The organism is Kineococcus sp. DHX-1 (genome assembly GCF_042473625.1).
Lineage (GTDB): Bacteria > Actinomycetota > Actinomycetes > Actinomycetales > Kineococcaceae > Kineococcus.
Map to the genome: position 1 here is coordinate 2,837,780 of NZ_CP170445.1, position 24,283 is coordinate 2,862,062.

The 24,283-nt window shown below is 75.8% G+C and carries 16 protein-coding genes and 2 tRNA genes; 8 read left to right on the top strand and 10 right to left on the bottom strand.

Going from position 1 to position 24,283, the window contains the following annotated elements; all coding sequences use genetic code 11:
* Positions 1-134 precede the first annotated feature (134 nt).
* The 3 genes from aroA to ACFEMC_RS13700 all read left to right on the top strand — a co-directional run bounded on the left by aroA (position 135) and on the right by ACFEMC_RS13700 (position 8,294).
* A complete protein-coding gene (gene aroA, locus ACFEMC_RS13690) occupies positions 135-1,469 on the top strand; it encodes a 3-phosphoshikimate 1-carboxyvinyltransferase (RefSeq protein ID WP_380176776.1) in 1,335 nt (444 codons plus the stop codon).
* A 20-nt stretch (positions 1,470-1,489) separates the two neighbouring features.
* Positions 1,490-2,515 (top strand): ribosome small subunit-dependent GTPase A, encoded by a 1,026-nt coding sequence (gene rsgA / locus ACFEMC_RS13695; RefSeq protein ID WP_380170146.1) that lies wholly within the window; start codon positions 1,490-1,492, stop codon positions 2,513-2,515.
* A 121-nt stretch (positions 2,516-2,636) separates the two neighbouring features.
* Positions 2,637-8,294 (top strand): diguanylate cyclase, encoded by a 5,658-nt coding sequence (locus tag ACFEMC_RS13700; RefSeq protein WP_380170147.1) that lies wholly within the window; start codon positions 2,637-2,639, stop codon positions 8,292-8,294.
* Positions 8,295-8,317: 23 nt separating this feature from the next.
* On the opposite strand, the gene ACFEMC_RS13705 is transcribed toward ACFEMC_RS13700, so the two are convergent.
* Positions 8,318-9,004, bottom strand: a complete 687-nt coding sequence (locus tag ACFEMC_RS13705) for a vitamin K epoxide reductase family protein (protein ID WP_380170148.1) — start codon at positions 9,002-9,004, stop codon at positions 8,318-8,320.
* Positions 9,005-9,159: 155 nt separating this feature from the next.
* Between ACFEMC_RS13705 and hisN the strand changes: the two genes are divergently transcribed.
* From hisN to ACFEMC_RS13725, 4 genes are all read left to right on the top strand, one after another.
* On the top strand, positions 9,160-9,972 hold the full coding sequence (gene hisN, locus ACFEMC_RS13710) for a histidinol-phosphatase (RefSeq protein ID WP_380170149.1): 813 nt from the start codon (positions 9,160-9,162) through the stop codon (positions 9,970-9,972).
* A 7-nt stretch (positions 9,973-9,979) separates the two neighbouring features.
* The gene (locus ACFEMC_RS13715) at positions 9,980-10,780 is read left to right on the top strand and encodes a CPBP family intramembrane glutamic endopeptidase (protein WP_380170150.1); all 801 of its coding nucleotides are present in this window, start codon (positions 9,980-9,982) and stop codon (positions 10,778-10,780) included.
* 119 nt (positions 10,781-10,899) lie between these two features.
* Positions 10,900-11,934, top strand: a complete 1,035-nt coding sequence (locus ACFEMC_RS13720; protein ID WP_380170151.1) for a mechanosensitive ion channel family protein — start codon at positions 10,900-10,902, stop codon at positions 11,932-11,934.
* A 91-nt stretch (positions 11,935-12,025) separates the two neighbouring features.
* Positions 12,026-12,712, top strand: coding sequence for a SemiSWEET family transporter (locus ACFEMC_RS13725; protein WP_380170152.1), 687 nt, complete (start codon positions 12,026-12,028; stop codon positions 12,710-12,712).
* Here ACFEMC_RS13725 and ACFEMC_RS13730 read toward each other — a convergent pair.
* Both ACFEMC_RS13730 and ACFEMC_RS13735 read right to left on the bottom strand, forming a co-directional pair.
* Positions 12,696-13,172 (bottom strand): GNAT family N-acetyltransferase, encoded by a 477-nt coding sequence (locus tag ACFEMC_RS13730; RefSeq protein WP_380170153.1) that lies wholly within the window; start codon positions 13,170-13,172, stop codon positions 12,696-12,698. The two genes, ACFEMC_RS13725 and ACFEMC_RS13730, sit on opposite strands and share 17 nt — an antisense overlap.
* Before the next feature lie 29 nt (positions 13,173-13,201).
* A complete protein-coding gene (locus tag ACFEMC_RS13735) occupies positions 13,202-14,635 on the bottom strand; it encodes a glucose-6-phosphate dehydrogenase (NADP(+)) (protein WP_380170154.1) in 1,434 nt (477 codons plus the stop codon).
* 474 nt (positions 14,636-15,109) lie between these two features.
* On the opposite strand from ACFEMC_RS13735, the gene ACFEMC_RS13740 reads away from it, so the two are divergent.
* The gene (locus ACFEMC_RS13740) at positions 15,110-17,083 is read left to right on the top strand and encodes an anthranilate synthase family protein (RefSeq protein ID WP_380170155.1); all 1,974 of its coding nucleotides are present in this window, start codon (positions 15,110-15,112) and stop codon (positions 17,081-17,083) included.
* Here the strand turns inward: ACFEMC_RS13740 and ACFEMC_RS13745 are convergent.
* The 7 genes from ACFEMC_RS13745 to ACFEMC_RS13775 all read right to left on the bottom strand — a co-directional run bounded on the left by ACFEMC_RS13745 (position 17,067) and on the right by ACFEMC_RS13775 (position 24,238).
* Positions 17,067-17,768 (bottom strand): response regulator, encoded by a 702-nt coding sequence (locus tag ACFEMC_RS13745; protein ID WP_380170156.1) that lies wholly within the window; start codon positions 17,766-17,768, stop codon positions 17,067-17,069. The two genes, ACFEMC_RS13740 and ACFEMC_RS13745, sit on opposite strands and share 17 nt — an antisense overlap.
* Positions 17,765-18,970: a sensor histidine kinase gene (locus tag ACFEMC_RS13750; RefSeq protein ID WP_380170157.1), complete on the bottom strand. Its 1,206-nt coding sequence runs from the start codon at positions 18,968-18,970 to the stop codon at positions 17,765-17,767. Before ACFEMC_RS13750 ends, ACFEMC_RS13745 begins: the two co-directional genes overlap by 4 nt.
* A 37-nt stretch (positions 18,971-19,007) precedes the next feature.
* A complete protein-coding gene (locus ACFEMC_RS13755) occupies positions 19,008-19,670 on the bottom strand; it encodes a hypothetical protein (protein WP_380170158.1) in 663 nt (220 codons plus the stop codon).
* A gap of 78 nt (positions 19,671-19,748) precedes the next feature.
* Positions 19,749-22,307, bottom strand: coding sequence for a polynucleotide kinase-phosphatase (locus tag ACFEMC_RS13760; protein ID WP_380170159.1), 2,559 nt, complete (start codon positions 22,305-22,307; stop codon positions 19,749-19,751).
* Positions 22,304-23,704 (bottom strand): 3' terminal RNA ribose 2'-O-methyltransferase Hen1, encoded by a 1,401-nt coding sequence (locus ACFEMC_RS13765; protein WP_380170160.1) that lies wholly within the window; start codon positions 23,702-23,704, stop codon positions 22,304-22,306. The genes ACFEMC_RS13760 and ACFEMC_RS13765 overlap by 4 nt, the downstream gene beginning before the upstream one ends.
* 108 nt (positions 23,705-23,812) lie before the next feature.
* A tRNA-Met gene (locus tag ACFEMC_RS13770) sits at positions 23,813-23,886 on the bottom strand.
* 278 nt (positions 23,887-24,164) lie between these two features.
* A tRNA-Met gene (locus ACFEMC_RS13775) sits at positions 24,165-24,238 on the bottom strand.
* Positions 24,239-24,283 lie beyond the last annotated feature (45 nt).

Below are 24,283 nucleotides of genomic sequence, written 5' to 3' on the forward strand. Positions count from 1 at the left end.
CCCCGGGCCACGCCCGGTGTCCCAGGACACCGGTGCGTGGCTCGCTGCGTGTCGGGGGCGGCTGCGAGGATGCCCCCGTGACATCGAACGACTCGTCCAGCAGACCCTCGAGCCCGGTCGCCGGTGACGGTGCGCTGGGTGACGGTGCGCGCGGTGACGGCGAGCTGTGGGCCGCCCCCACCGCGGCCGGCCCCCTCGACGCCGTCGTCCCGGTGCCGGGCTCGAAGTCGCTGACGAACCGCTACCTGGTGGTCGCCGCCCTGGCCGACCGGCCCTCGGTCCTGCGCGACCCCCTGGTCTCCCGGGACACGACCCTCATGGCCGACGCCCTGCGCAGCCTCGGCGCCGACGTCTCCGAGATCGCCGAGGGGGGCCACCGCGGCGACCGCCCGGGCGAGCAGTGCTGGGTCGTGCGGCCCGGTCCCGTCACCGGCGGCGTCCGTGTGGACTGCGGTCTGGCCGGCACGGTCATGCGCTTCCTGCCGCCCGTGGCGGCCCTCGCCTCCTCCCCCGTGGAGTTCGACGGCGACGAGCGGGCCCGCGAGCGCCCCATGGGTGCCGTCGTCGACGCCGTCCGCCAGCTCGGCGCGCAGGTGGAGGACGGCGGACGGGGCCTGCTGCCCTTCACCGTCCACGGCCCGCAGGACGGCCTGCGCGGCGGGACCGTCCGCATCGACGCGTCCGCCTCCAGCCAGTTCGTCTCCGCGCTCCTGCTCGTCGGCGCCCGCACGCGCGAGGGGCTGGAGGTCGTCCACGACGGCCCGCCCATCCCGAGCCTGCCCCACATCCAGATGACGGTGGAGGTCCTGCGGGACGCCGGCGTCGTCGTCGACGACGCGACCCCCGGCCGCTGGCTCGTGGAGGCGGGCGAGATCAGCGCCCTGGACGTCCACGTCGAACCGGACCTGTCGAACGCCGGCCCGTTCCTGGCCGCGGCCGCCGCGGTCGGCGGTCGCGTCCGCGTCCCGGGCTGGCCGCAGTCCACGACGCAGGCCGGGGACGTCCTGCGCGACGTGCTCGACCAGATGGGCGCCGAGGTCACCCTCGACCGCGACGGCCTGCTCGTCGAGGGCACCGGTGAGCTCTACGGGCTGGACCTGGACCTGCACGAGGCCGGCGAGCTGGCTCCCGTCATCACGGCGCTCGCCGCGCTGGCCAGCTCGCCCACCCGGTTGCGCGGCATCGCGCACCTGCGCGGGCACGAGACCGACCGGCTCAAGGCCCTCGTCACCGAGGTCAACGCCCTGGGCGGCCGCGCCGAGGAGACCAGCGACGGGTTGCTGGTGCACCCGGCGACGCTGCACGGCGGGGTGTTCCGCAGCTACGCCGACCACCGGATGGCCACGGCCGGTGCCGTCCTCGGCCTCGCCGTCGAGGGCGTCCTGGTGGAGGACATCGGGACCACCGGCAAGACGCTGCCCGACTTCCCCGGGATGTGGGCGGCCATGCTCGCGGGGGTCGGCGCCTGAGCCCGCGCCAGCGCGGTCCGGTGGGTCGCTTCGACGAGGACGACGTCCGCATCCGGCCCAACCGGCACGGTTCGCGGCCGCGCACGAAGGACCGCCCGGCCCACGCCGACGCCGTCGCGGGGTTCGTCGTGGCGGTCGACCGCGGCCGCTCGACGTGCCTGGTCGGCGAGGGCACCGCGGACGCACGGCTCGTGACGGCCATGCGCGCGCGGGAGCTGGGCCGCCAGGGCGTCGTCGTGGGCGACCGCGTCGGGCTCGTGGGCGACGTCACGGGCGCCACCGACACCCTGGCGCGCATCGTGCGCATCGACGAGCGCCGCACCTCCCTGCGGCGCTCGGCCGACGACACCGACCCGATCGAGCGCGTCGTGGTGGCCAACGCCGACCAGCTCGTCGTCGTGACGGCCGTCGCCGACCCCGAACCGCGCTCGCGCCTGGTCGACCGCTGCCTCGTCGCGGCCTACGACGCCGGGATGACGCCCCTGCTGTGCCTGACCAAGGGGGACCTGCGGCCGGCGTCGGAGGTGCTGGACACGTGGGCCCCGCTGGGCCTGGACGCCGTCGTCACCTCCCGCGGCGACGAGGGGCTGCTGGGCCTGGACGAGGTCCGCGAGCGCCTGGTCGGCCGGGTGAGCGTCCTCGTGGGGCACTCCGGCGTGGGCAAGTCGACGCTGGTCAACGCGCTCGTGCCGGACGCCGCGCGCGCCACGGGCCACGTCAACGCCGTCACCGGCCGGGGACGGCACACGTCGACGTCGATGGCGGCCCTGGCGCTGCCCGGCGGCGGCTGGGTCGTCGACACCCCGGGGGTCCGCTCCTTCGGGCTGGCGCACGTCGCCCCGGAGTCGGTGCTGCGGGCCTTCCCGGACCTGCTGCCCGGGGAGGTCGAGTGCCCCCGCGGGTGCACCCACGACGAACCGGACTGCGCGCTGGACGCCTGGGTGGAGCAGGGCCGGGCCGGCGCGGCGGGGCCCGCTCGGCTGCAGTCGTTCCGGCGGTTGCTGGCCGCCCGGCGCAGCACGCGCGACGACGCCGCGGCGCCATGATCCCCGGCCACTCGCCGTCCACAGGTGATGCCCTAGGGTGACCGTCGACCGGTCGGCGACGAGGAAACGGCTCTTCATGGGGGATGTGAGCTCCACCTGGCCCCGCGGTCGCGGAGCGGCCGTGCCCGAGGGCACCGTCGCCCCCGGACGGCCCGCGGCGCCCGGTCGTCCCTCCGTGCCCGGACCGGCCACCGCGCCGCCCCCGCTGGCCGTCGAGACCACCGAACCGCCCTGGACCGTCCTGCGCGAGCTCGGCCGGGGCGCCGGGTCGGTCGTGCACCTGGCCGTGCGCGGCGACCGCGAGTACGCCGTCAAGCGCCAGCGCACGGGCCACGGCACGGGCGGCGGGGCGGGCACCAGGCCCCAGCGCGGCGACCGGCTCGAGTCCGCCGACGCCGACCGGACCCTGCGCCGCGAGGCGGCCCTGCTGGCCAGCGTCCACCACCCCGGCCTGACCCGCGTCCACGCGGTGACCGAGGTCGAGGGCCGGCTCGCGATGGTCATGGACGCCCACGACGGGACGTCCCTCGCGGACCTGCTGCACTCCCCCCCGCTGACGGCCAGCGGGACCGGCGCGGACCCGGCGGACCTGCCGTCGGGGCTGCTGTCGGTGCCCGCCACCCTCCGCCTGCTCGTCGACGTGTGCGACGCGCTGCACGCGCTGCACGCCACGGGTCTGGTGCACCGCGACGTCAAACCGGCCAACGTCCTCGTGACGCGCACCGGCCGGGGCGTCCTCGTGGACCTCGGCGTGGCGCACCTCGACACCGGGACCCTGACCACGGGGCCGCGGGACACCGGGACCGGCCCGGGCGCACGTCCCGACGGTCCGGACCGCCGCCGCCACGAACCCGGGGCCGTGGGCGGGGCCGACGGCTCCGACGCCGAGGCCGGCGCGCTGCTGTACCGCTCCCCCGAGCAGGCCGGCGTGGTGCGCAGCCCCGTCGACCACCGCTCCGACCTGTACTCCGTCGGTGCCGTGCTGCTGGAGTGCCTCACGGGCCGCACCCCCGTCGAGGGTGCGGACGCGACGCAGGTGCGGCGCCGCCTCTCGCGGCTGCGCCCCCTCGACCTCGACGGACTCGGCCCGGACGTGCCGCGCCCGCTCGGCGTCCTGCTGCGCCGGCTGCTCGCCCGCGACCCGCAGGACCGGCCGCACGACGCCGCGGCCGTCGCCGACGAGCTCGCGCGCATCGCGTCCGACACCGCCCCCGACATCGCGCTGGGGCGCCGCACCTGGACCAGCCCGGCCGACGGACCGCTGCTCGAGCGGGGTCGGCAGACGGTCGCGCTCGAGGCCGCCTGGGACGGCGCCCGCGCCGGGTCCGGTGGTCTCGTCCTCGTCCGGGGCGCGGCCGGCTCCGGCCGGTCGGTGCTGGTGGACCGCCTGCGCCGCAGGGCGGTCGCGCAGGGCGGGGCCGCAGTGGTGCTCGACAGCACGACGTCCCCGAGCTCGCCCCTGAGCGCCCTGCGCCGGGCGATGGCGGTCGCGGGCCTGTCGAGCGCCGACGTGTCGTCCGAGGCCACGGGCGAGGACGAACCGCGCCCGCAGGCGCTCGCGGAGGAGCTGCTGCAGCACGCGGCGCGCACGGGCCCGCTGCTCGTCGTCCTCGACGACACCGAGCACGCGGACGCCTCGACGCTGGCCGTGCTGCGCTGGGTCGCGGGCGAGTGCTCCGACCTCCCGCTGCTCGTGGTCCTCGTCGACCGCGTGCGCACCTCCGAGGACGACCTCGACGGCATCCCGGGGTTCGACACCGCCCGGGCGCTCGTGCTGGAGGTGCCGCCGCTGTCGGACGCCGCCGCCCGTGCCGTCGTGCGGCGCCGGCTGCCCGGCGCGGTCGTGACCGACTCCGTGGCCACGGCCCTCGTCTCGCGCGCCGCCGGCAACCCGGGTGCCCTGCTGGCCCTGCTGACGACGCTGCTCGACGAGGGCGGTCTGCTGCCGGACTGGGGCCACTGGCGCCTCGAGCACGCCGCCCTCGAGGCCGTCCCCGTCGCGCCGCGGCTCCTCAGCGCGCTGCTGCGCCGCGTCGACGAGCTGCCGCCCGGGCACCGGCACGTGCTGCGGCTGGCGGCCGCGTGCGGACGGTCGGTCGACGACGACCTCGTGCTGCGCGCCGCGGCTCCGCAGCTGGGCGCCGACGCCGTGCACGCCGGGCTGAGCGCCGGGGTCGCGGCCCGGCTGCTGCGCGCGCTGCCGCACGGACGGCACGAGTTCTGGCACCAGCAGGTCGTCGACGCCGTCCTGGAGGGCGTCGACGAGGTCGAGCGTCGCGCGTTGCACGCCCGGCTGGCCCGCGTCCTGCGCGCCGACACCCGCTCCGAGAACCGTCCGGACCCGCGCGTCCAGAGCCTCCCCGTCGACCGCGACGCCCTGTTCGCCTGCGCGCACCAGCACCTGCGCGCCGGCGACGCCGTGGCCCCGGCGGACGTCGTCGACGCCTGCGCGGTCGCCGGTGTCGAGGCCGCCCGCCGGTCCGCCCCCGAGACGGCCGTCGCCCTGCTGACGCACGCCGTGCAGACGGCCGCCACCGCGGGTCTGGACCTGGACCCGCGCCTGCGCCGGGTCCTGGCCGCCTGCCTGGCCCGGCAGGGCCGCCACGCCGAGGCCCGCGCGCACCTGGAGGAGCTGGCCGGCGCGGAGGGCGACCCGGTGGACCGGGCCGTCGTGCTCGGCGAGCTGGCCACCGTGCACCGCCACGAACGCACCGCGACCGGCCCCGGACGCGCCCTGCGCGCGGCGGCCGAGGGGCTCGACGCGCTGGACAGCCCGCGCCCCACCGGTCCGGCGGGCTGGTGCGCGTTCGCCCTCACGTCGCTGGCGGTGCTGCTGGCCACCGTGCTGCGCCGCGCCCACCGGCACGACAGCCGGCACCGCCTCGACTCGGCGCGCGAGGTCGAGCAGGCGACGCTCGAAGGCGCCCACGCGGTGCTGCTGCGCGAGGCCGCGGCCGCCGACCTGCAGCTGGGCCGGCCGCGGGTCGCCGCCCCGACCGCCGTCGCGTCCTGGGTCCACGCTCTGCGGGCCCGGCGCGCCGACCTCGTCCGCGACGCCCGCTGGACCCTGCGGGCCGCGCTGCTGCAGGCCGCGACCGGCCGGCTCACCCTGCTGCCGGTCCGGCTGCCGGGCACGGGCAGTCTCGTCGGCCGCCCGCTGACCCCGGCCTGCCCCCGCGGGGCGGCCGAGGTGGACCCGGTGATCCTGGCGTCGCTGCGGCTGGCGGACGGGGTCCGGCGGTTGCGGCGGCGCGGGACCTGGCGCGCCGTCGCCGACGTGCTGGAGGAGGACGGGCAGTGGCTGGACCTGCCCGCCCACGTGGCCGGGACGCTCGCCGTCGCCGTCGAACGGCTGGCGGCCGGGCACCTCGGCGCGGCGACGGCCTGGCACGAGCGCGCCGTGCGCCGGGTGCGGGAGGACACCGCCGTCCCGGCCGAGCTGGAGCTCCTGCGCGCCGCCGTCCTGGGCGCCAAGGGGCGCCCCGGGGAGGCCGGTGACGTGCTGGACGCGTTGCAGCGCAGGGCGGGCGAGACAAGCGGGGGCAGCGCTCCGGAGCCCTCGCCCCTGCACTCCTGGTACCTGCTGCTGGCGACGACGAACTGGCTCGTGCAGCAGGTCGACCTCACCGAGCGCTTCGACGCCGTGGCCCGGCAGGTCCTGCGCGCGGCCCGCCGCACACCGTTGCGCGGGGCGAGCGAGGTGCGCTGGGCCCTCGTCCTCGTCGTCCGCGGGCGGCTCGCGCAGCTGCGGGCCGCGGCCGACGCCGGCGACGCCGCCCGGGTCCAGGACCGCGAGCGGGACCTGCGGGAGGCGCTGCGCGCCCTGGCCCGCGGCGGCGTGCGCCACGCCGGTCGCGGCAGCGCCGTGCAGGCCGCCCACGTCGACGCCGTGCGCGCCGCGGCGCTGCACGCGCTCGGGTCCCCCACCCGGGCCCGGCTGCTCCTGCGCCGCGCCGAGGTCAGGGCCAGCCGGCTCGACGCCCCGCTCGTGGACCACCACGTCCTGCTGCTGCGGGCCGAGGTGCTGGAGCAGACGGGGGCGCACCCGGACGCCGAGCGGCTGCGGTGGATGGCGACGGCCCTGGCCGAGAAGCACGGCTGGGTGACGCTCGTGCAGCGCGGTCGCGCCGACCGCGCCCCCACCCAGCCGTCCGGGCCCGGGGCACCGGCGGGGGGTTCCTGGACCCCCGCGCCGGGGCGGCGCCGACGCCTGCTGTCGGCCATGCGGGACGTGGGCCACGCGGCCCAGGTGCTGGACCCGCAGGACGTCGTCCGCCTCGCGCTGGACCAGGCCTGCGAGGTGCTCGGGGCCGACCGCGCCGTGCTCGCCGTGCTCGACCCCGACGACGAGCTCGTCGTCTTCGCCGGCCGCACCCGCGCCGGGACCGACCTGCCGCACCAGGGCCCCGTCGACCCCGCGGCCGCGCGGGCGGCCCGCACCGGCCGGCCGGTCGTGCGGGGTGCGCTGGAGTCGGCGGCCGCCGCCTCGGCCCGGGGCGCGCACAGCGCCGACGAGGTGGCCCGCAGTGTCGTCGCGGTCCCGCTGCTGGTCCGCGGTCGCCGCACGGGCGTGCTGTCGGCCGTGAGCACGGTGGCGCAGGGGGCGTTCGGGCGCGGCGACGTCGAGCTGCTGCAGCTCATCGCCGGTCAGGTCGCCGCGTCGCTGGAGACCGCGCGCGCCGCCCGGCTGGAGATCGAGGTCCACGGCGCCCAGCGCGAGCGCGACCTGGCCGAGGCCGTCCGCCGCGTCACCGAGGAGGTCTCCGGCAGCCTGGACCTGCCCACCGTCCGGCGGCGCCTCGTGCGCTCCGCACTCACCGAGCTCGGTGGCCGGCGCGCCGCCCTCGTCCCGGTGGCCGCGGGCCCGGCGCTGCACGCCGACCCGCCCGCCCTGGTCACCGCCGCGACGGGCCCGTCGGTCCGCGAGGTCGCCTGGAGCCGGGACTGGCAGGGCGAGGCCGACTGCGCCGCCCTGCTGGAGAGCTCGCAGGCCGTGACCGGCGACGGCACCGGTGAGCAGCGGCTGCCCTCACGGCTGGCCGGTCTGCTGGACCTCGCGGCGGGACCGGGGGGCGAGCGGCCCGAGCCCGGGGAGGACCTGCCGACGTCGTGGCTGGTCGTGCCCCTGAAGGACCGCACGGGCCAGGTGGCCGAGGCCCTCGTCCTGGGCGGAGGGCCCGACGGGCCGGCCGCCCGCTCGCACGTGGCCGAGGCGCTCGCCGCGCCCGCCGCCATCGGCCTGGAGAACGCGCGCCTGTTCGCCCAGGTCGAGCACCTGGCCCGGACCGACTCCCTCACCGGCGTCGCGACGCGCGGGCACCTGCTCCGGCTCGGCGAGCAGCGGGTTCGCCGGGCCGCGGTCGGCCGCACCGTCGCCGTCGTCATGGTGGACGTGGACCACTTCAAGTCCGTGAACGACACCTACGGTCACGCCGCCGGCGACGAGGTCCTGACGACGGTGGCGCGCCGGCTGCAGCACGAGACGCGCGAGACCGACGTGCTGGGCCGTTACGGCGGCGAGGAGTTCGCGGTCGTCGTCACGAGCCCGGCCGACGAGGCGCACGGGACGCTCGACGCGCGCGAGGTCGCCGAGCGGCTGCGCCAGGGCGTGCGCCGCACGCCCGTCGAGGTCCGCGGCCAGCAGCTGCAGGTGACCGTCAGCGTGGGCGTCGCCGTGCTGCGCGAGGGCGAGCAGCTCACCGACGTGCTCGCGCGCGCCGACACCGCGCTCTACCGGGCCAAGGACGCCGGGCGCGACGTCGTCGTCGTCGCGCCCTGACCCTCCCGGTCCCCCGGTGGGTCTCAGAGCAGCGTGCTCCAGTAGCTCCAGAACTTCGTGCCCACCATGACGAGCACGGCGGCGTAGCTGAGCACGATCAGCAGGACGCGGTAGTCGACGACGACGCGGGCGAGGCCGCGGGCCCCCACCGGGACGGGCAGCAGCCCGCGGTCCAGCGCGTCGGCCACGTGCGTCCAGAAGGTGGGGATCACGACGGCCCAGACGACCATGCAGTACGGGCACAGCGCGTGGATCGAGTACAGGCTCTGGCTGATGAGCCAGCCGACGAAGACCATCCCCAGCGTGATGCCGAGGAGGTAGCCGCGTTCGACGAAGCGCGGCAGGGCGACGCGCGACAGCACGAGCACCCCGAGGAACGTCGAGACCGCGAAGGCCGCGATCCCGATGAGCGGGTTCGGGAAGCCGAACAGCGCGGCCTGGTGGGTCTCCATGACGCTGCCGCAGGAGATGACCGGGTTGATGCTGCAGCTGGGGACGTAGCCCGGGTCCTGCAGGAGCTTGATCTTCTCGACCGTCAGGGTGAACGCCGCGACGAAGCCCAGGACCCCGCCGAGCAGGAGCAGCAGACCGCGGGTGCGCGGGGACACCGGCAGGGCGGACAGGTGCCCGGAGGGTTCGTCCCCCGCGAGCGGGCCGTCCTCGACGTGGTCCTCGGGCAGCTCCTCGACCCGGTCGGTCGTGCCGGCCATGCGCCGTCCCCCTCTGTCCGTCCTCGTCCGTGCGGTCGTGTCCACCGGGTGCGTCCACCCGGTCCCCAGGATCCTCGACAGCCCTGGGCGTCACCTGAACGGGTCAGCCCGCGCGGGACCGCGGTCCGCACCCGGCCGGGGGGTAGGTTCGCGGCGTGTCGCAACCCCCCGCCTCCCCCACCCGGCCACGTTACGACGACGACCTGCGCCTGGCGCACGTCATCGCCGACCAGGTGGACGGCCTGACGACCGACCGGTTCAAGGCCCAGGACCTGCAGGTGGAGACCAAGCCCGACCTGACGCCCGTCAGCGACGCGGACCGCACGGCCGAGGAGCTCATCCGCTCCCAGCTCAAGCGCACCCGTCCGCGCGACGCGGTCCTCGGCGAGGAGTTCGGCCTCGTCGGGCACGGGGCCCGGCAGTGGGTGGTCGACCCCATCGACGGCACGAAGAACTTCGTCCGCGGGGTGCCCGTGTGGGCCACCCTCATCGCCCTGCTCGACGACGGCGTCCCGGTGGTCGGGGTGGTCTCGGCCCCTGCGCTGGGGCGCCGCTGGTGGGCGGCCACCGGGTCGGGCGCGTGGACGGGCCGCAGCCTGTCCTCGGCCACCCGCATCTCGGTCAGCTCGGTGTCCTCCCTCGCCGACGCCTCCCTCGCCTACTCCTCGCTGTCCGGCTGGGAGGACCGCGGTTCGCTCGACCGCTTCCTGGACCTGACGCGCGCGGTGTGGCGCACCCGTGGCTACGGGGACTTCTGGTCGTACATGCTGCTGGCGGAGGGCGCCGTCGACATCGCCGCCGAACCGGAGCTGGCGCTGCACGACATGGCCGCGCTCGTGCCGATCGTCACCGAGGCCGGGGGCCGCTTCACGTCGCGCGCGGGGGTGGACGGGCCGCACGGCGGCAACGCCGTCGCGTCCAACGGGCTGCTGCACGCGGCGGCCCTGGAGCACCTGGGCGAGCGGTGACGCGGTCGTGAACCTCGCCCCCGCCGCCTGGCCGCGCGCGGACGTCGTCACCGACGCCCGCGCCCGCCGGCTCCTCGTGTGGGAGGTCGTCGCGGTCTTCGCGGTCTCGCTCGGGATGAGCGGGGTGCGGGCGCTGGTCCGCTTCGTGGGCATCCTCACGGCGCCGGAGGCGATCAACGCGCAGACGTCGACGGTCCTGGGCAGCTACGCGCCGGACCGGCCGTGGCTCGACCTCTCGCTGCAGCTGGTGGCCATCGCCTCCGGGCTGGCGCCGGTCTTCCTCGTCGGCTACCTGATGGCCCGCGACGGGCGGTCGCTGCGCACGCTGGGCTTCGACGGCCGGCGGCTCGGCCGCAACGTCCTCGCGGGCCTGGGGCTGGCGGCCGTCATCGGCGGCTGCGGCCTCGTGCTCTACCTGGGGGCGCGGTCGGCGGGGCTGAACACCAACGTCGCCGCCTCGACCCTGCCGGACACCTGGTGGGCCGTGCCGGTCTCGGTCATGGCGGCCGCCGAGAACGGGATCCTCGAGGAGGTCCTCGTCGCCGGGTACCTGCTGCACCGGCTGTCCCAGCTGGGCTTGCGCTGGTTCCCGGCGCTGCTGGTCAGCGCGCTGCTGCGCGGGTCCTACCACCTGTACCAGGGCGTCGGCGGCTTCGTGGGCAACGTCGCGATGGGTCTGGTCTTCGGCTGGGTCTACCAGCGGTGGGGCCGGACGACGCCGCTCGTCGTGGCGCACACCGCCATCGACGTCGTCGCCTTCGTCGGGTACGCGGCGCTCGTCGGGAAGGTGAGCTGGCTGCCCGGCTGAACCTCGCCTACGGTGGGGCGGGTCCGCAGGACGTCGATGTCCACACTCGACCGACCGCAGGAGTTCCCATCCCGTTCTCGATCAGCACCTCCGTCTGGCTCACGATCGGCGTCGCCCTGGTGGCCGCCGCCCTGGCCGCGACCGTCGGCGAGCTCGTCGCCCTCGGCGTGCGCCGGCTGGGACGCAAGCACGAGATCCTCGCCACGCTGGCCCAGCGCGGGCGCCGTCCGCTCGCCGGGTTCCTCAGCACCATCGCGGCGCTGCTCTCGCTGCAGGTCTACACCTCCGACGCGGCCTGGAAGCAACCGACGCTGACCGTGCTGGGGCTGCTCGCCGTCGCGTTCGGCGCGGGGCTGGCCATCGTGGCCGCGAACGTCGTGCAGGACGTGCTCCTGCTGCGCTACCGCATCGACGTCGCCGACAACCGGCGGCAGCGTCAGCGCCGCACGCAGGTGGCGCTGGTCAAGCGGCTCGTGGTCGCCCTCATCATCGTCGTGGCCGTCGCGGCCATGCTGCTGACGATCCCCGGCGCGCGGGGCATCGGGACGAGCGTCCTGGCCTCGGCCGGGTTGCTGTCCGTCGTCGCCGGTCTGGCTGCGCAGACCTCGCTCGCGAACGTGTTCGCGGGGTTGCAGATCGCCTTCACCGACGCCGTGCGCGTCGACGACGTCGTCGTCATCGAGGACGAGTACGGCAACATCGAGGACATCACGCTGACGTACGTCGTCGTGCGGTTGTGGGACCAGCGCCGGCTCATCCTGCCCTCGACCTACTTCACGACGACGCCGTTCGTGAACTGGACGCGGAACTCCGCCGACATCATCGGCGCCGTGGAACTGCAGGTGGACTGGACCGTCCCGGTCGAGGAGGTCCGTTCGCGCGCAGAGCGCTTCGTCCGCGCGCACGAGCTGTTCAACGGCCAGACGTTCTCCGTCGCCGTCACCGAGACGTCCGAGCGCGCCGTGACGCTGCGCGTCCTGGTGAGCGCCGACTCCGGCGGGGAGCTGTTCGACCTGCGCTGCGCCGTGCGCGAGGACCTCGTCGGGTTCCTGCAGCGCGAGCACCCCGACGCGCTGCCCAAGGTCCGGCTCGTCTCCCCCGGCCCCGACGCGCCCGTCCGCGTCCCGGCCCAGGGGTTCTCGCACCGTTCGTGACCACTCCGCCACCCGGGTGTGAGCCAGCTCTCACCCGGGTGGCCGAGGGCACCCTCAAGGCGGGACCGGGTCCCGGTCGATGCAGAGGCACGTGCCTGTCGCGTCCCTGATCCCCCTGCTCGGTCTGCTCGCCGCCGGTCTCGGCGTCCTCACCGGTGTCCCCCAGGTCCTGCGTCTGCTGAAGGACCCCGACGCGACCGGTCTGTCGTACTCCTCCGCGGTGCTCGGGGCCCTGGCGTCGGGCACCTGGCTCAGCTACGGGATCGCCCTGCTGGACCCGGCGCAGCTCCTGGCGAACGTCCCCGGGGTGGTCTGCGCGGTCGTCACGGTCGTGCTCGCGGGCCGTCGCCTGGGTGTCCCGCTGCGCCACGCGGTGGCCGCGGTCAGCGCCTGGGTCCCGGTCGTGGCCGTCGCGTTCGTGCTCGGCGGCGTGGTCGTCGTGGGGATGCTCGCGACGTCGGTCTCCCTGGTGAAGATGCTGCCCCAGATCGTCACCGTCCTGCGTCGCGCCCCGCTGACCGGCTTGGCGCCCTCGACGTTCGTCCTCACCCAGGTGTCCGCGACGCTGTGGACGGTCTACGGCCTGACGACCGGGCAGGGATCGGTCGTGGTCTGCTCGGCCGTGACGGTCGTGCTCGCGGGGATCGTGCTGTCCCGCCGCTGCCCGCCGCTGGCGGTCGCCCGCGCCCTGCACGCCGGCCGCTTCGGCGTGCCCGGTCAGCTCCTCGTGCGGCCGTTCGTGCTGGCCCGCCGGGCCACGCTCACGCTGGCGGCCTGAGCTCCTTCTCCAGGTGGGCCAGGGGAACGCCCCGGTCGTCGACCGCCGGCTCGCGCTCCACCCGCACGTACCCGGCCCGCTCGTAGCGGGCGACCGTCGCCGTCGACCGTCCACCGGTGAACAGGGCGAGCCGGTGGACCGACGGCGGCAGGGCGTCCTCCAGAGCGGTCAGCAGCGCGGTGCCGATCCCCTCGCGCTGCCGGTCGGGCGCGACGGCGAGCCGGCCCACGTGGCCGACGTCGCCGTCGAGGCGGACGCGGACGCCGCCCACGAGGCGCCCGCTCGCGGTCGCGGCGACGAGGACGACGACGCCCGGGTCGGCCAAGACGGCCCGCACCGCGTCGAGGTCCTCGCGCAGGGGCGGCAGGAACGGGTCGCCGTAGCGCTGGGCCTCGGCGACGAACGCGGCCCGCTGGACCGTGAGCAGTTCCCCCGCGTCACCGTCCACCGCGGGCCGCACCCGCACGTCCCCCGCCGTCGGGTGCTCCGTCAGCGCAGGAACCACTGCCCCGGCGCCGCGAGCTCGTCGACGCTCTGCGGACCCCACGTGCCGGGCGCGTAGGGCTGGACCTCCGGACGGTTCTGCGAGAACCGCTCGATGCAGGTCCACGCGGCCCGCAACCCCTCGACCCCGGTGAACAGCGACCGGTCGCCCGTCAGGACGTGCTCGATGAGGTGCACGTACGGCAGCGCGGGGCTCGTGCCCTCGAAGGAGTCCAGCGGCAGCGTCGCGGTGCCCTGCGCCAGGCCCCCCGCCACGCCGGGACGGCGGACCGTGACGGCCACGTCGAACGCGCCGCCCTCCAGGAGGGAGAAGCTGATCGTGGACGGTTCCACGTCCTGACCGGCGTACGGGCCGTCGGCGGGTTCCTTCAGGACGAGCGTCACGCGCTGCTCGTCGGCGGCCATCTTCTTGCCCGACCGCAGGAGGAACGGGACCCCGCGCCAGCGGTCGTTGTCGACCCAGACCCGGCAGGCGGCCAGGGTGTCGGTGCTGGAGTCGTCGGGAACCCCGTCGATGTCGGTGTACCCGTCGAACTGCCCGAGGACGACCTCGGCGGGATCGAGTTCGCGGAAGTCCTGCAGCGCAGCGTCCCGCGCGGCCTGCAGGGCACCCGGGCCGAGGTCGGCGGGCGGTTCCATGGCGACCGTGGCGGCCATCTGGAACAGGTGCGTGACGATCATGTCGAGGAACGCGCCGGTGGCGTCGTAGAAGCTGGCGCGCTGGGCGACGTCGAGGGTCTCGGCGATGTCGACCTGGACCTGGGCGACGTGCTCGGCGTTCCAGATCCCCGCCAGCCACGGGTTCGCGAACCGGGCGTGGATGACGTCCTGCTGCGCCTCGAAGGCCAGGAAGTGGTCGATGCGGAAGACCTGCTCCTCGTCGAACACGCGCTGGACCTCGGCGTCGAGCTGCTCGAACGTCTCCAGCGAGGTCCCGTAGGGCTTCTCGTAGACGACGCGGGACCCCTCGACGAGGCCGTGGGCGGCGAACGCCTTCGTCGTGTCGAGGAACGCCCCCGGGGGGATGGCCAGGTAGTGGACGAGCTGGACGTCGTCGCCCAGGTCCGCCCTGGCCTCACCGAGCACGTCGAGCAGCTGCCCCGGGTCGTCGGCCGTGAACCCGCCGCCGGCGAACAGCAGGTTCGCGGCGAACTCGTCCCAGGGGCCGTCGGAAGGCTGCGGGCCGAACTCCTCGAGGGCCTCGCGCAGGAAGTCGCGGAACTCCTCGTGCGACTTCTCCCCGCGGCCGCTGCCGATGAGGCGCCACTGCTGCGGCAATCGGCCGAGCCGGGCCAGTTCGAAGAAGGCCGGCGAGACCAGCCGGCGGGACAGGTCCCCGGTGGCCCCGTAGACCAGGAAGATCGTCGGGCGGTCGGTCGCCTCGGACTGCTGTCCGGGCTGCTCTGCGCTCTGGCTCACACTCGGCACCGTATTGCCCGCCCCCCGGCGGCGCGCACCGGGTCCGGCTGCGGCGTCCCGTGCCCACCGCCCACGGCTCACCGGACCAGGACCGGTCTCACCCACCGGAGGGGCGCGCCCGACCGGAGCTCAGGCCGAGCACCGCGACACCCGTGGCGGAGAGGACGCTGGCGCTCCGCCCCGCGGAACGTGGCCGGCATCCGACCAGGCACCACGGCCCGGATGTCCAACGCACCGGGCGGGGCGGGGCGGGGACCAGTCCCACCCCGACGCCGCGCCAGTACCGCTAGGGTGTCGCCCGTGACCACCACCGCTCCCCGTCAGGGGACCGCCCGCGCGCTGCGCAGCGGTGCGTGGTGGTGGGTGTCGGCGGTCGCCTGACGCTCCCAACGTCCCGGTGGCCGCCCTCGTCGAGAGGCCGGACAGCGGACGCCCCCTCGACGGACGGCTCCCCCAGCCCCTCGAGGAGAACCCATGACACCCGGCCAGACCCCTGACCAGTCGATCGCGGACCTGCTGTCCCCCGGCGCCGGACCCTTCGCCCTGCTGCGCCGCCTCGACCCCCGCACGGGCCTGCCCGGCCCGGTCGAACTGCTGCGCGGTCCGGTCGAGGTCGTCGAGCGCCTCGCCGACGTCCCGCTGCGCCCGGCAGCCGAGCGGGTCGGCCGCGACGCTCTGGCCCTCGTCCCGTTCCGGCAGCTGCGGGAACGGGGTTTCGAGGTCCACGACGACGGCACCCCGCTGCAGGTGCTGCGCGTGGAGTCCGCCGTGGACCTCGCGCTCGAGGACGCGCTGCGCGCCCTGCCCGACGACGAGGTCGCCCTGCGCGACGTCGCTCCGGACCTGTCGGACGAGGACTACGCCGACGTCGTGCGCCGCATCATCGACGCCGAGATCGCCGAGGGCAGCGGCGCGAACTTCGTCATCCGCCGCGACGTCGACGGCGTCATCGACGGGTTCTCCGCCCGCACCGCGCTCAGCCTGTTCCGCCGGTTGCTCGTCGCCGAGCAGGGTGCGTACTGGACGTTCGTCGTCCACGTCCCCGGGGCCGACGGGTCCTCGCGCACCCTCGTCGGCGCCTCGCCGGAGGTGCACGTCCGGATGGCGCGCGGCGAGGTCGTCATGAACCCCATCTCCGGCACGTACCGCTACCCCGCCACCGGCCCGGACCCCGACGGTCTCGTGGAGTTCCTCACCGACCCCAAGGAGGTGGAGGAACTGTTCATGGTCGTCGACGAGGAACTCAAGATGATGTGCTCCGTCGGCGACCTCGGCGGCGTCGTCCACGGGCCGTACCTGCGGGAGATGGCCAACCTCGCGCACACCGAGTTCGAGCTGCGCGGGCAGTCCACGCTCGACGCCCGGGAGGTGCTGCGGCAGACCATGTTCGCCGCCACCGTCACCGGGAGCCCGGTGCAGAGCGCATGCCGCGTCATCCGCCGCTTCGAACCCTCCGGGCGCGCCTACTACGCGGGGGCGCTGGCCCTGCTGGGCCACGACGGCGAAGGTGCGCAGACCCTCGACTCCCCCATCCTCATCCGCACCGCGGACGTGCGCGAACCCGCCGAGGGGGGCTCCGCGACGGTGCGCGTCTCCGTCGGCGCCACCCTCGTGCGGGGTTCCACCCCCGAGGGCGAGGTCGCCGAGACCCACGCCAAGGCCGCGGGCGTCCTGCGCGCCCTCGGTGCGCTGCCCCCGCTCCCGCCGCGCACCGGTACCGACGGCGCCCCCGTCCGCCGCGTCCCGCTGGCCTCGGACGCGCGCATCGCCACCCTGCTCGCCTCCCGGCGCGACCGGCTCGCGACGTTCTGGCTCGAACCGCAGGCCGCCCCCACCGGTCCGGTCCTCGGGGAAGCGCTCGTCGTCGACGCGGAGGACACGTTCACCGCGATGCTCGTCCACCTGCTCGCCGCCGCCGGGCTGCGCGCCCGCGTCCTGCGGTACGACGACCCGGCCCTCGACGACGTGCTGGCCGCCCACGACGGGCTCGTCCTGCTGGGCCCCGGCCCCGGCGATCCCGAGGACGCCTCCGACCCGCGCATCGCCCGTCTGCAGGGGCTCGCCCGGGACCTCTCGGCCGCCGCGCGCTCGGGCGGGAACCCGCTGCTCGGCGTCTGCCTGGGTCACCAGCTGCTGTCCGGCACGCTCGGCCTGCCGTTGCGCCGCAAGGACTCCCCGCACCAGGGTACCCAGCTGGAGGTGGACCTGTTCGGGAACCCCGTGACCGTCGGGTTCTACAACTCGTTCACCGCGCGCCTCGACGAGGCCGCCGCGGCCCGGCTGACGGCCGAGGGCGTCGAGGTCGCGACGGGACCGGCCGACGAGGTCGTCGCCGTGCGCGGGGAGGGTTTCGCGGGGATCCAGTTCCACCCCGAGTCCGTGCTGACCCTCGGCGGGCCGGCGGTGCTGCGCGGCCTGGTGGAACCCCTGCTCACGCGCCGGGGCTGACCAGACCGATCTCGTAGCCGAGCACGACGGCCTGGACGCGGTCGCGCAGCCCCAGCTTGGTGAGGATGCGGCTGACGTGCGTCTTGGTCGTCTGCTCGGCGATGAACAGTTCCGCGGCGATCTCGGAGTTCGACAGGCCCCGGGCGATGCAGACGAGCACCTCACGTTCCCGGGGCGTGAGGTCGGCGACCGCGGCCGGGGCGTGCGCGGCCCGCTGCCGCGTGGAGACGAAGTGCTCGATGAGCCGGCGGGTGATGACGGGCGAGAGCAGCGAGTCCCCCGCCGCCACGGCCCGGACCGCGTCGACGAGCGCCTCGGGGGTGGCGTCCTTGAGGAGGAAACCGCTGGCCCCGGCCTGCAGCGCGGAGAACACGTAGTCGTCGACGTCGAACGTCGTGAGCACCAGGACGCGCGGCGCCGGGTCCAGGCCCGCGGCGACGATCCGCCGGGTGGCCTCGAGCCCGTCGAGCACGGGCATCCGCACGTCCATGAGGACGACGTCGGGACGTTCGCGGGAGACGACGCGCACCGCCTCCTCGCCGTCGGCGGCCTGCCCCACGACCTCGATGCCGTCCTGGGCCGACAGCAGCGCGGAGAACCCCGCGCGGATCATCGCCTGGTCGTCCACGACGACAGCGCGGACGGGGCGCTCGGCGGGGTTCGCAGCAGGGTCCTGGAGGCTCACGCTCCACCCTCCCACGGCAGCGCCACCCGCAACGAGAACCCGCCGTCCTCGGTCGGCCCGGCCTCGACGGCGCCGCCGAGCAGAGTTGCGCGCTCCCGCACCCCGACGAGGCCGTGGCCCCCCGAGTCGGCGGGCACGACGGGGGCGGTCCCGTCGGTCACCGGCACCGGCCCGTTGCGCACCTCCACGAGGAGCACCGGTCCGTCCACCCCGACCCGGACGGCCACGTCCACGAGCACGGCGGCCCCCGTCGCGTGCCGGACGACGTTCGACAGGCCCTCCTGCACGATCCGGTGCACGACGACCCCCACGGCACTGGGGACGGCCCTGCGCTGCAGGGTGTCCGCGACGTGCAGCGACACGGTCGACCCGGCCCGCCGGGCGCCCTCGGCGAGGTCGGACAACCCCTCCAGCCCCGCGCGAGGGGCGAGTTCCGCTCCGTCGGCGGAGTTCCGCAGGACCCCCAGGAGGGTGCGCATCTCGGCCATGGCCGTGCGCGACTGCGCCGCGATGTCGTCGAACTCGGCCCGCGCCTGCGGGGACAGGTCCGGGATCCGGTACTGCGCCGTGGTGGCCTGCACGCCGATGACGGACATGCTGTGCGCCACCACGTCGTGCAGTTCACGGGCGATGCGGTTGCGTTCCTCCACGACGACGCGGCGCGCCTGCTCGAGTTCGGTGTCGCGGCGCGAGCGGGCCAGTTCCTCGCGGACCCGGCGGCGGGCCCCGATCGCGCAGCCCGCGCCCAGGACGAGGGCGGAGTTCGACGTGTAGACGACGAGGTTCACGACGTCGGCGTCGGAGTTGTTGAGCACCCAGGCCACGACGATCGTCACCAGCAGGCTGCCGAGCCACGCCGTGACCGCCGTCCGGAACAACCGCCGCGCCCCCAGCACTCCGAGGACGAGGGCGAACGTCAGCAGGCTCGGGACCGTCCACGGCCACGGTCCGCGGTCCGGATCGGCGCCCACGGCGACGAGGACGACACCGAGCAGCGCGGCGGCGGCGCCGAGCTCGGCACGCCACAGCGCCGTGACCAGCCCGCCGCACTGCAGCAGCACCGCGACGAGGGCGAGCTCGGCCGCCACGCCGTGCACGGCCGCGCTGACCGGTGCGCCGACCGCGTAGAGCGTGATGGCCAGCAGCACGACGAGGGTGCGGCCCGTGGCCCACGGGGCGAGCGCGGCGCGGGCCCGGCGCACCCGAGGAGCCCGGAAGGCCCGGGGGGCCGACGGGAGCTCAGCCCGCGAGCGACGCCGCAAGGAGCCCACCCCCCTCGCGCACGGCGCGCAGGGCGGCGCGGACGAGCGCCCGCACCGCCAGCAGCGCCCCACCGAGCGCCAGCCCCGCCAGCACCGTCAGCCACGGACGGGACAGCAGGTCGGCGACGGTCCCCGGCCCCGTGGCGGCGAGCCGTTCCCCGGTTGCCAGCCCCAGCCCGAGCAGGACGCTGACGCGCACCGCGGTGCACAGGGCCACCCAGACGGCGAAGCGGCGGTACCGGACCCCGGCCCAGCCGGCGGCGAGGAAGGCGGGGACAGCCCCCACGTCGACGAGCTTGGCGCCCGCGACGAGGGCGGGCAGGTGGTCGGTGGCCCGGCGGGCGAGCGCGTCCTGCCGGTCGGCCGTGAGCCCCAGCCGGGCCGCGAGCGCCGCGGCCCAACGTCCGAACCGCCCGAACCGCCCGGCGCGGCCCGCACGGCGGGTGAGCCGGCCCAGCAGGAACAGCCCGGAGTCCAGGACGAGGTCGGTGCCGAACGCCAGCAGCCAGACCGCCACGAGCGCCGCCTGCCCGGCGCCGACGAGGGCACCGCCGGCGAACGTCGCCACCGGCCCCTCGGCCACCATCGCCGGCAGCAGCGCCGCGTAGGGCCCGTGCAGCAGCCCCGTCCAGGAGTCCATGGGTCCAGTCCACCGCACGCACCAGCCCCGGGTCGTCACTCCGGGGGCGGCGTGCGGGCGTAGCTCCCCGGTAGGGGGTCAGAGGCGGGGGTCGACCGGTTCGGACTCCAGCGCCAGGACGCCCACGACGCACTCGTGCACCCGCCACAGCGGTTCGCCGCGCACCGCCCGCTCCAGCCCCTCCAGGCCGAGGGCGTGCTCGCGCAGGGCGAGGGAGCGCTTGCGTCCCAGGCTCCGCTGTCGCAGCCGTTCGAGGTGCTCGGGCTCGGCGTAGTCGGGCCCGTAGACCAGACGCAGGTACTCCCGGCCGCGGACCTTGAGCGCGGGCTGGACCATCCCCCTGCCGGTCCGCACGCGGTTGGCCAGGGGTTTGACGACCATCCCCTCCCCGCCGGCGGCCGTCAGCTCCTCCCACCACGCGGTCCCCGCGGCGCACGACGAGGCGTCGGTGACGTCCACCCGCAGGCGGCGCGTCGGTGCGAAGCGGTCGGAGGCGGCGACGAGGCGGTCCGCGACGCCCAGGTGCCAGTCGTGCGGACGGTCGGCGAAGGTCGCACTGCTCGCGGCGGGCACCGCGAACGGCGCGAACCGGACGCCGTCGAGGCCGTCGGTGGGCCAGCAGTACCGTCGGTAGGCGTCGGTGAACCGCTCGACGTTCTCCGCGCGCGACCGGGTGCGGGACAGCAGGTCCGTGACGTCGAGACCACGTCCCGCGGCCCGTTCGAGGGCGCCGACCGCGACGGGCAGGGCCGCCCGGCCGGCCGCACCCGTCGCGGCGAAGCGACCGCGCAGGAGTTCGCGGGCCTTGGCGTCCCACGGCAGCACTTCGCCGTCGAGCAGGACCCAGTCGCCGAGCTCGTCGAACAGCCCGCTGGTCTCCAGCGCCGTGCGCAGCTCCCCGACGAGGACCTCCGTCGCGGCGGGGTCGAAGAAGCTGCGCCCGGTGCGGGTCCAGACGGCGCCGAGCGCGTCACCGGGGGCCCCGAACCGTTCCCGGGCCACGCGCTCGTCGCGGCAGACGAGGGCGAGGGCCCGCGACCCCATGTGCTTCTCCTCGCACAGCACCTCGCCGACGCCGTCGGCCGCGTAGGCCGCGAACGCCTCGTCGGGGTGCTCGAGGTGCCCCGGTCGGCGCGAGGTCAGGACGGGTGCGGTCGTCGGCGGCAGGTGCAGCAGCCAGCGCGGGTCGACGGCGAAGCGCGACACGACCTCCAGGGCCGCGGCCGCGTTCTCCTCCCGGACGGTGACGCGGCCGTGGTCGGCGGTCTCGACGACGCGCTTGCCGAGCACGTCGGTCACGTCGAGGACGTCGGGGTCGCGCACGGCCGCCCGCGTGGCGTCCCCCTCGAGTCCTGCGGGGAGGAAGGGGCGGGCCGGTTCGTGGTGGACGCGGCGCGCGGGGACGGCGACGAGCTCGCGCTCGGGGTAGCGCAGCGCCGTGAGGTGCCCGCCGAAGACGCAGCCGGTGTCGACGCAGATCGTCCCGTTGACCCACTCCGGGGTCGGGACGGGCGTGTGGCCGTAGACGACGGTCGCCGCGCCCCGGTAGTCCTGCGCCCAGGGGTACCGCACGGGCAGCCCGAACTCGTCGGTCTCCCCCGTGGTCTGGCCGTAGAGGCAGAACGCCCGCACCCGGCGCGAGGCGCGCCCCTGGTAGCGCTCGAGCAGCCCGGCGTGGGCGACGACGAGGCGGCCGCCGTCCAGGACGTAGTGGGACACCAGGCCGTCGAGGAACCGCTCGACCTCGGCCCGGAACTCCTCCGGTTCGGCGGCCAGCTGCTCCAGGGACTCCGCGAGGCCGTGGCTCACCTGCACCTGCCGGCCCCGCAGGGCGCGCAGCAGCTTGTCCTCGTGGTTGCCGGGCACGACGAGGGCGTGCCCGGCGGCCTGCATGCCCATGACCAGGCGCAGGACGCCGGGGGTGTCGGGGCCGCGGTCGACGAGGTCGCCGACGAAGACGGCCTTCCGGTCGGCCGGCGGCACGGCGTCGACGGCCCGGCCCTGCCCGTCGGTCACGAGCCGGTAGCCGAGCTCGGTGAGGAGGTCGGTGAGCTCCTCGCGGCAGCCGTGGACGTCGCCGACGACGTCGAACGGTCCCGTCTCGGTGCGCAGGTCGGTGAACAACCGCGTCCGGACGATCGTCGCGGCCTGGACCTCCTCGACCCCGCGCAGCACGTGGACGACCCGGAACCCTTCGCGCTGCAAGCTCTTCAGCCCGCGCTGCAGGTCCGCCCGCTGCCGGCGCAGGACGTGGGCGCCGAAGCTGCGGTCGGTCCGCTCGGCGTTGCGGGCCGCGCAGACGTCGAGCGGCACGTCGAGGACGACCGCGACGGGCAGGACGTCGTGCGACCGGGCCAGGTCGACGAGGGAGCGGCGCGCGGACGGCTGGACGTTGGTCGCGTCGACGACCGTGAGCCGGCCGGCGGCCAGCCGCTTGCCGGCGATGAACCCCAGCACGTCGAACGCGTCGGCCGTCGCGGACTGGTCGTTCTCGTCGTCGGCGACCAGGCCCCGGCAGACGTCGCTGGACAGGACCTCGGTCGCGAGGAAGTGGGTGCGGGCGAACGTGGACTTGCCCGAACCGCTCGTCCCGACCAGGACGACGAGGCTCAGCTCGGGGACGGTGACCTCGCTCATACCGCCACCTCCCCGTCGGTGCGCGAGAACACGGCCAGCTGGGTGGGGGCGCCGGTCACCGCGTCGGCGGCGCCGATGCCGAGGAAGCGGACGGAGTACCCCCACCGCGCCGCGACGGCGCCGGCCCAGTCGGCGAAGTGCGCCCGGGTCCACTCGAACCGGTGGTCGGGGTGGCGGAACCCGCCGTCCTCCAGGGAGGGGTAGTGCACGTTGTGCTCCGCGTTCGGGGTGGTGACGAGGACGTGGGTGGGTGCCGCCTCGCCGAACACGACGCGTTCGAGGGCGGCCAGCCGCGGCGGGTCGACGTGCTCGACGACCTCCATGAGGACGGCCGCGTCGTGTCCGCGCAGGCGCTCGTCGCGGTACGTCAGGGAGCTCTGGAACAGCGTGACCCGGTCGTCGTGGCGCTCGTCGAGGTGCAGGCGGCGGGACGCCTGCCGCAGGGCCCGCACGGAGACGTCCGCGCCCGTGAGCGCCGTGAAGCGCGCGTCGGTGAGCAGCGTGGCCAGCAGCTGCCCCTGTCCGCAGCCGAGGTCGGCCACCCGCGCCGCGCCGAGCTCGCGCAGGACGGCCAGGACGGCGTGCCGGCGCTGGACGGCGAGCGGGGTCGGCGCGTCGACGGCCTCCTCCACCTCCGCCCCGGCGCCCTCGGCCTCCCGCAACCGGTCCAGGGCGTCGGCGACGAGCGGCCGGGAGTGCCGCAGGTACCGCCGGGTCACGAGCTCGCGCTCGGGGTGCCCGGCGAGCCACGACCCGCCGCGGCGCAGCAGCTTGTCGACCTCGTCCTGGCCGACCCAGTAGTGCTTGGCGTCGTCGAGGACGGGCAGCAGGACGTAGACCTGGGCCAGGGCGTCGGCCAGGCGGGACTCCCCCGTCAGCACGAGGTCCACGTACGGGGAAGCACCCCAGTCGGGCACGGTCTCGTCCAGCGGCACGACCGTGGTCTCGACCGTCCAGCCGAGCGGGCCGAAGAGCCGGCGCACGAGCTCCTCGCCACCGGTGCCGCGGTCCCCCGCGCACGGCACGGCGGGCACGTGGATGCGCAGCGGCCACCGCACGTCGAGGAGGTCGGGACGGGCCGTGCAGCGGCCGGCGAGCGCGGTGGCGAAGACCCGCCCGAGGGCGACGGACAGCAGGCTCGACGCGGCGTAGGGCCGGTCGTTGACGTGGTCTCCGGCCAGGGCTCCGGTGCCCGCCCGCGCGAGCGCGACCGGGTCGACGTCGAGGACGACCGCGACCTCGTGCTCCTCGGGTCCGCTCACGGGCGCCAGGACGTGCGTCGTGACGGCGCCGTGCTCGGCGACGTGGACGCGGTCGGGGTGCTTGTGCAGCAGGAACCCGAGGTCCCCCGCGGGGACCCCGGAGGCCGGCCGCCTGGCCGTCAGGGTGAGGATCACGCTTCAGCTGATCACGGCGGGGCCCTCGGGCGCAGGCGGTTTGCCGGGGGAACTGGTCCGGGAACGACGAAGGCCCGGACCGTGTGGTCCGGGCCTTCGCCGTGCGAGTAGCGGGGACAGGATTTGAACCTGCGACCTCTGGGTTATGAGCCCAGCGAGCTACCGAGCTGCTCCACCCCGCGTCGGTGAGATGAACACTACGCGTCCGTGTCGGTCGAGGCAAATCGGTTGCCGCGCAGCCCCTCGCGCCGCGGCCGCGAGGTGGGCCCGGAGGGTGGGCTCGTCGTCACGACGGGCTCCTAGGGTGAGCCGGCTGCCGCTACGAGTCCACCTCGTCGGCCGCCCCGGTGGCGGGATCGTCGTCACGACGGGCTCCTAGGACGAGCCGGTCGTGACGACGAGCCCGACCCGGGAACGACGAAGGCCCGGACCGTGTGGTCCGGGCCTTCGTCTTCACCAGTAGCGGGGACAGGATTTGAACCTGCGACCTCTGGGTTATGAGCCCAGCGAGCTACCGAGCTGCTCCACCCCGCGTCGTGAGACCAACCTTACGCGGTGGTGGACGGGAGGCCAAATCGC

Excerpts from the sequence above, each read along its gene's own strand:
- ACFEMC_RS13705 (WP_380170148.1), bottom strand. The coding sequence starts at position 9,004 with ATGGCCGGCACGACCGACCGGGTCGAGGAGCTGCCCGAGGACCACGTC.
- ACFEMC_RS13760 (WP_380170159.1), bottom strand. The coding sequence starts at position 22,307 with ATGAGCGAGGTCACCGTCCCCGAGCTGAGCCTCGTCGTCCTGGTCGGG.
- ACFEMC_RS13740 (WP_380170155.1), top strand. The coding sequence starts at position 15,110 with ATGACACCCGGCCAGACCCCTGACCAGTCGATCGCGGACCTGCTGTCC.
- ACFEMC_RS13755 (WP_380170158.1), bottom strand. The coding sequence starts at position 19,670 with ATGGACTCCTGGACGGGGCTGCTGCACGGGCCCTACGCGGCGCTGCTG.